This window comes from Gluconobacter aidae (assembly GCF_009547075.1).
GTDB lineage: Bacteria > Pseudomonadota > Alphaproteobacteria > Acetobacterales > Acetobacteraceae > Gluconobacter > Gluconobacter aidae.
Genome location: NZ_WIPH01000062.1, coordinates 1 through 6,107 on the forward strand (window position 1 = coordinate 1; position 6,107 = coordinate 6,107).

The 6,107-nt window shown below is 47.8% G+C and carries 3 protein-coding genes and 1 pseudogene; all 4 read left to right on the plus strand.

Annotated features, from left to right (window positions below):
• Positions 1–277 (plus strand): annotated as a pseudogene (locus GFJ39_RS13275) (type II toxin-antitoxin system VapC family toxin); the annotation flags it as partial.
• Positions 278–518: 241 nt separating this feature from the next.
• Positions 519–1,745, plus strand: coding sequence for a TolC family protein (locus tag GFJ39_RS13280; RefSeq protein ID WP_325062949.1), 1,227 nt, complete (start codon positions 519–521; stop codon positions 1,743–1,745).
• Positions 1,742–2,899 (plus strand): efflux RND transporter periplasmic adaptor subunit, encoded by a 1,158-nt coding sequence (locus GFJ39_RS13285; protein ID WP_153431868.1) that lies wholly within the window; start codon positions 1,742–1,744, stop codon positions 2,897–2,899. The genes GFJ39_RS13280 and GFJ39_RS13285 overlap by 4 nt, the downstream gene beginning before the upstream one ends.
• A 3-nt stretch (positions 2,900–2,902) precedes the next feature.
• Positions 2,903–6,022 carry an efflux RND transporter permease subunit gene (locus tag GFJ39_RS13290; RefSeq protein ID WP_153431870.1) on the plus strand — a complete coding sequence of 1,040 codons (3,120 nt, stop codon included), beginning with the start codon at positions 2,903–2,905 and terminating at the stop codon, positions 6,020–6,022.
• Positions 6,023–6,107 lie beyond the last annotated feature (85 nt).

Genomic DNA, 6,107 nt, shown 5'->3' on the forward strand with positions numbered 1-6,107 from the left:
TGGTGAGTATCGTGTCACTGTGGGAGATTGCGATCAAAATCCGTATCGGGAAACTGGCTGCGAATATGAACGATATTCTGGCAGCAATTCCTGCAGAAGGTTTCTCTCTGCTGGGAATACAGCCCGAGCACCTAAAGATCCTGACGTCTTTGCCTCTACATCATCGTGATCCGTTTGACCATCTCCTGATGGCGCAGGCTCAAGCTGAACATGCCACATTCCTTTCGGAGGACGGGCAAATGAATCACCACCCATCAAGAGAATATGCTGTTCATGAGTGCCAATCTGGATAAAATCTATAATTGGAATGAATTAATTATTATTAAATATAAATAAAATTCACGATGTTTATTTTTCGATTAATTATTATTTTTCTGTAAAAACCAATAAATATTCTATTTATTTAATTCTCATATTAAAATTATTTTAATTTATTAAGACATTCTTTGAAAAACATCTTTTCTTATCTAAGGTGTATGTTTTTGGATCGCTTTGGCTGATCTGGAAGTTATGAATTCGTGAAAATCTCTTTATTGATACATTATATCAGTACTGTAGCGATTATCATAAGTGTTGTTTCTCACGCTCGGGCAGAGACTCTCCACGACGCGATACAAAGGGCATGGAAAAACGATCCTAATCTTTCATCTTTTCATATCGATGCCCTATCTTCAAAGAAAGAAGTAAAAGCAGCCCGATCTTGGTTCCCAGACAGTCCGATGATTACGGGGGAATATCTCGACGATCATTTCATCGGTAGTAAAGTTGGTTACACGACGTACCAAGGAGGTATTAATTTCCCTCTGTGGTTGCCAGGTCAAAGTCGTGCTCTTTCAAACGAAGCGCTTGGGAATCAGGCCGTAGCAGAGGCTAGAGCACAAGTTCAGAAATTGGTGACCGCTGTGCGCATCGTCACATTGACGAGTCAGGCTACCCTGCAAAGAGAGACCGTTAGAAACCTTCGCCACGCTGATGTACTTTTGGGGAGTATCGCTCATGTGACGGCAGTCGCTTATCAGAGCGGTGAAGTATCTGGATCTGATAATGACGCGATAATTGCCGAGAAAGAGGAACTTGAAGGTAAAATTTCTGACGCATCTCAATCTCTAGAGAGTATTCAGTCAGACATCCAGGCCTTAACGGGCTCTGATGAGATTCCCGATCTTTTATCGCTTTCGGGGCATATTTTAGAAGGTCGCAATATGGCTCTGGATATTGAAAAAGATCCAAGAGTTAGGTTGGCTGAAGCCATTAGAAAACTTTCCAAAGCTTCTTACGCTGTCGTTCGTCATTCTCAAATCCCCAACCCTCGGATTGGTGTGATGGTAAGTCGGCAAGAGCAGTATGAAAGTCCCTGGGATACCCAAGTAGGGGTTCAGCTCCAGATTCCTCTCCCAAGCTCCGCACGAAACACACCTAGAGAAATGAAGGCAGTGCGCGCTATGGCGGCGGCTGATCGTGATAGCATTCTGGCACGTAGAAAAGTCCAAACCGAATACCGACAAATCCATACTCGCTTTCGTTCTTCACTCACAACTTTGCAGCACAGTAAAGCGACAAATGCCGCACTACAGAAGCGTGCAGACGATTTGGAAAAGGCTTGGAAGGTGGGTGAAGCGCCCATCATAGAATATCTTCGTGCGCGCCGTAGTGCACTGGAATCCCAGCAACGAGCCTCTCAGGCAAATGTCGTCTGGCACACTGCCATGATCAGAATGATGCTCCTGACAGGAGAGACCCCGTGAAAAAATCTATCTTTATATCTGTCCTGTTTGGCATGAGTTCTTTGTGCTTTCCTAGCATAGGCATGGCTGAAAAGACCGTTCAGATTTCGCCGAATGCTTTTAAAGCAGAAAATATTGTGATCTCTACAGCGATAGCGGGAACGCTGTCTGATCATATGGATGTTCCGGCCTATGTCGCACTTGATGAGCGCCATGTCGCCCGTATCCACCCAGTCGGAAGCGGCCGTGTTCAGGAAGTATTTGTAACGCCAGGAGAGAAAGTTCAGAAAGGAACACCTCTTTTCAAGTACGAAAATTTTAGTCTGGCTGATCAAGAACAAAGAGTTAACGAGGCGCAGGCGGCTTATCAACAGGCCTTAGCGCAAGAACGCAATGCGACAGATACCTATAAACGTGGGCGCGCCTTGGAGGGAGGCGTGGTATCTTCCGGCGAAGTAGAGCGACGTTTCTCATCGTTTAAAGCGACGCGTGAATTGCTTCGTCAGAGACAGGCGGAGTTAAATACGGAAAAACAACGTCTCGCACGGTATTCAACACAATTGGAAAAAGGAGAAGGCCTTGTTTCTACTGTTACCTCTCCGATTAACGGTGTTATTCGTACGATTTCAGTGACGCAGGGAGAGGATGTTTCGAATACAGCTTTACCAGCTGTTGAAATTGACGACCTCTCGCAAGTTTGGGTTATCTCGCAGGTTGATCCACAGAAAGCTGGACAATTGGCTTCTGGAGGCCAGCAGTTAACATACATCTCTGCAAATCAGGCTTCTATTCCTTCAAATATTACTCTTATCGAGGCCAGTATCGATCCCAGAACCAGACATGTTCTGGTGCGCAGTCTTGTAACAAATCCTGATATGATTTTGCGCCCTGATATGCTTGTAAAAACTCGTTTGATGACAAAAAATCGTGTCTCCGGTGTTCTTGTTCCAGAAGTCTCCATTCAGATACTGAATGGAGAAAATTGTGTCTTTATTCAAAAGTCCGATCATGAATTTGTCCCCCGGAATGTGACTATCGCGACTACTCTTGAGGGAAAAACTTTGGTGACAGAGGGCCTCAAGGCTGGGCAGAAAGTTGTCTCTCAAGGAAGCTTTGTCCTGAAGTCCCAATATCTTCTGGCGCCGACGCCTGATCATTCCGAGGCGCAGGACTAAGTTATGAATTTCTTTTTGCATGTCGTCAGAGGCCGTAAAGGAATTTTGGGCTGTATTCTTCTTTTGATGGTGGCTGGTCTTTTCGACCTTCGATCTCTTCCTGTAGAGCCTGTTCCAGATATTTCTCCACGTCAGGTCCTAGTCTCCATTCAAGCCCCTGGATTACCGACGGAGGAGGTGGAAAAACTCGTTACATTCCCTATTGAGACAGTGCTATCTGGAGTTGTCGGGCTAAAAAATCTCAGATCGGTCTCCCGCACTGGCGTGTCGGTTCTGTATCTTCAATTCAATGACAACACGAGTATCTATCGCGATCGGGACTTAGTGTCTCAATTTCTGGATCAGGCAAAAAATACCATTTCAGTCCACGGACTCTCCATTAGCATGGGGCCAATGGCCACAGGCATGGGTGAAATCATGCAGCTGGAGATTAAAGGGAAAGGCCAGTCTCTTACAGATCTGAACCGTATTCTGAACTGGTCTGTTGTGCCCAAGCTGCGACTGGTTCCTGGAGTGGTTGATGTCAACGTCAATGGCGGCGCGTCGGAGACCTACGAAGTCGCGCTCGATCCAATGGCTATGCGTCGGTTCAATGTGTCCGTTTCAGATGTTTTTAAAGCTGTCGATACCGGCAATGAAGCTGCTGGTGGTGCGTGGATAGAGCATAACGATGAGCAGCACATTATTGTGGGGCGTTCGCTCATCGATGACCTCAAGGAACTAGGAGAAATTCAGGTCAAAAGTGGTCCAAACGGAGAAGTTGTTCATATCAGGGATATTGGCACTGTCCGCAAGGGGGCTCTGCCAAGACTAGGAGCTGTGACACGGGACGGTAAAGGAGAGGCCGTCAATGCAGTTGTTCTGTTGCAGGAAGGCGCGAGTGCGCGTGACACACTCAACCGGCTCAATACAACTCTTCCCAAAATCCAAAAAACCCTCCCAGAGGGTGTCACCCTAGAGCAGTACTATAGCCGTACGACGTTGACAGATGTGACGATTGACACTGTTAAGGAAAACCTTGCGCTAGGGGCACTTCTTGTTCTGGTAGTATTGCTAGTTGTCCTTGGAGACTGGAGGGCGTCTCTGGTCATCATGTCCATCATCCCCTTTGCTTTATTGGCTGCAATGGTTGGAATGCATCATCTCGGCATTTCGGCCAATCTCCTGAGTCTTGGCGCCATTGATTTTGGGATGATTGTTGATAGCGCACTGGTGATCGTCGAAGGCGTTCTTAGTATTTCCATTGTGGCTGGGCTGACCCTACAAGAGCGCGTAGCCAAAGTAACAACATCCGTCGCGCGACCAGTCATTTTTGCTGTTTGCATCATCATGCTGGTTTATCTGCCGATCCTGACACTGGAAGGTGTAGAAGGCCGGATGTTTCGGCCAATGGCGGAAACAATCATCCTGGCATTGCTGGCGTCTTTAGTGTTCGCATTTCTGGGTGTGCCCGCATTATGTGCGATGATCATGAAGAGCCATTTTGGAAGCGTTCAAACAAAGAATATTCCTGAAGGGCATGGACATGATGGCAGCATCGAGAGTCACGACACGCGCTTTATTGCCTTTTTACGGCGAGGATTTAACCCGGCAGCGCGATACTGCCGCACGCACACAAATCAGATTTTCATAATTGCAGTCGGCATTTTGCTGGTGTCTGTCTTTTTGGCGACGCGCCTTGGAGGGGAATTTATTCCACAACTCCAAGAAGGTGATCTGATTGTCACGTCAACACGCCTTCCGGCGATTTCATTGGGTGCTTCGATCCGCGAAGTTACTGCAATCGAGAAGACGCTGAAAACATTCCCTGACATACGAACAATTGTGAGTAACACGGGCACGTCTGCCATTCCGACAGACCCATCGGGTGTAGAGCAGACTGACAGTTATGTTCTGCTCAAGCCACGATCAGAGTGGAAGACGGCGCATTCTCAGGAAGGGTTGATCAGAGCGTTTGACGCGGCACTGCGCCAAAACAATCCTGGCGCGCTTTTTTCGTGGAGCCAACCCATTCAGATGCGCATGGATGACATGCAGGCAGGCGTGCGCTCGCAGATTGCGATTGGCATTTATGGCCCTGATATCCGCACGCTCCAAGCTCTGGCAAAGCAGACGGCGGACATTGTCAGCAAAATCAACGGTGCTGCGGACGTCGCTCCTCAGGACGTTGGGACCATTCCATACCTTCATATTGATGTAGACCGGACAGCTGCAGGCCGGCTTAACGTGGATACAGCGACTATTCTTGATGTTGTTGAGTCATTGGGTGGGCATGTCGGGCCGCCGGTTTCGACCGGTGACGCTTTAATTCCGACCGAAGTACGAATTGATGCCCCGCAAAGGCGTACTCTTGATGATATCAAACGCCTCCCGGTTGCAACACGTGATGACCAGATGGTTGAACTGTCTCAGGTCGCTAAAATTACGCTGAATGATGGGCCAGCAGCCATCCGCCGCTATCAGGGAGAGCGACGGATGATGGTGCAGGCGAACGTACGCGGGCGTGATATGAGTTCGTTCGTGCAGGAAGCACAGAAGACCGTTGCCCAGAAGCTTAAACTGCCCCACGGATATCGTATTGAATGGGGTGGGCAGTTTCGCAATCTCCAGTCTGCTGTTTCTCGATTGGAGATTGTCGTACCGATTACCTTAGCTCTTATCTTTTTTCTGTTGGTGTTCGCCTTTGGGGATGTTTGGGTGGCTGGTTTGGTCTTTCTAAATCTACCATTCGCGGCCACCGGGGGGATTTTGGCGCTAACCGTGAGAGCCCTGCCGTTTAGTGTCTCGGCTGGGATTGGGTTTATCGCCCTGTTCGGCGTGGCCACCTTAAATGGCGTAGTCCTTGTTTCCTGTATTCTGGAAAAACGAGCAGCGGGGTTGTCGGCGCGTGTTGCCAGCCAGGAAGCTGCCGAGGAACGGTTCCGCCCTGTTATGGCTACGGCGACGGTAGCCTGTCTGGGTTTCTTTCCTATGGCATTTTCAATGAGTGAAGGGTCTGAAGTCGAAAAGCCATTAGCCACCGTTGTTATCGGTGGTTTGCTATCTTGTACGGCTTTAACTTTGCTTGTTCTTCCGTCTCTTTATGTAAAATTATCGAACTTTAGAGAAAAAGATGAAAAATAAACGTTAATAAATGAGAGAAAAGACAGGAATTTTTCCAATATTTCTTGATGCAGGGCGAGAAAAAAGTCAGACATAACAATATGGA

What these genes read in the sequence shown, in the direction of transcription:
- GFJ39_RS13290 (WP_153431870.1), top strand. Translation starts at nt 2,903, where the DNA reads ATGAATTTCTTTTTGCATGTCGTCAGAGGCCGTAAAGGAATTTTGGGC.